General features: G+C 68.9%; 1 protein-coding gene. It reads left to right on the plus strand.

From position 1 onward, the window contains the following. The coding region (locus V5F48_RS25070) for an EamA family transporter (RefSeq protein WP_394260662.1) at positions 1-325 on the plus strand (325 nt) is incomplete at both ends.

Here is a 325-nt window from a genome sequence, read left to right on the forward strand (position 1 = left end):
TCTGTCCCGAACCGCTTTGCGGCTGCCAGCCGTCGAGGCGCCGCTGCGGCGGGCGGACATGCCCTGGCTTGCCCTGGTCATCGTCGCCGGAGGCCTCCTTGCTCCTCTGCTGCTCATGTTCGGCCTGTCCCTCACCGACGCGGCGTCGGCCTCGCTGCTGCTCAATCTGGAAGGCCTCGCCACCATGGGCATCGCCTGGCTGGTGTTCCGCGAGAACGTGGACCGGCGGCTCCTGCTCGGTGCCTTCGCCATCCTCTCAGGTGCCGTCCTCCTGTCGTGGGAGGGGCGCATGTCCTTGCAATGGGGTTCCCTGCAATGGGGCGCC

Origin of the sequence: Xanthobacter autotrophicus ATCC 700552, assembly GCF_043194565.1 — a bacterium.
Classification (GTDB): Bacteria; Pseudomonadota; Alphaproteobacteria; order Rhizobiales; family Xanthobacteraceae; genus Xanthobacter; species Xanthobacter autotrophicus_F.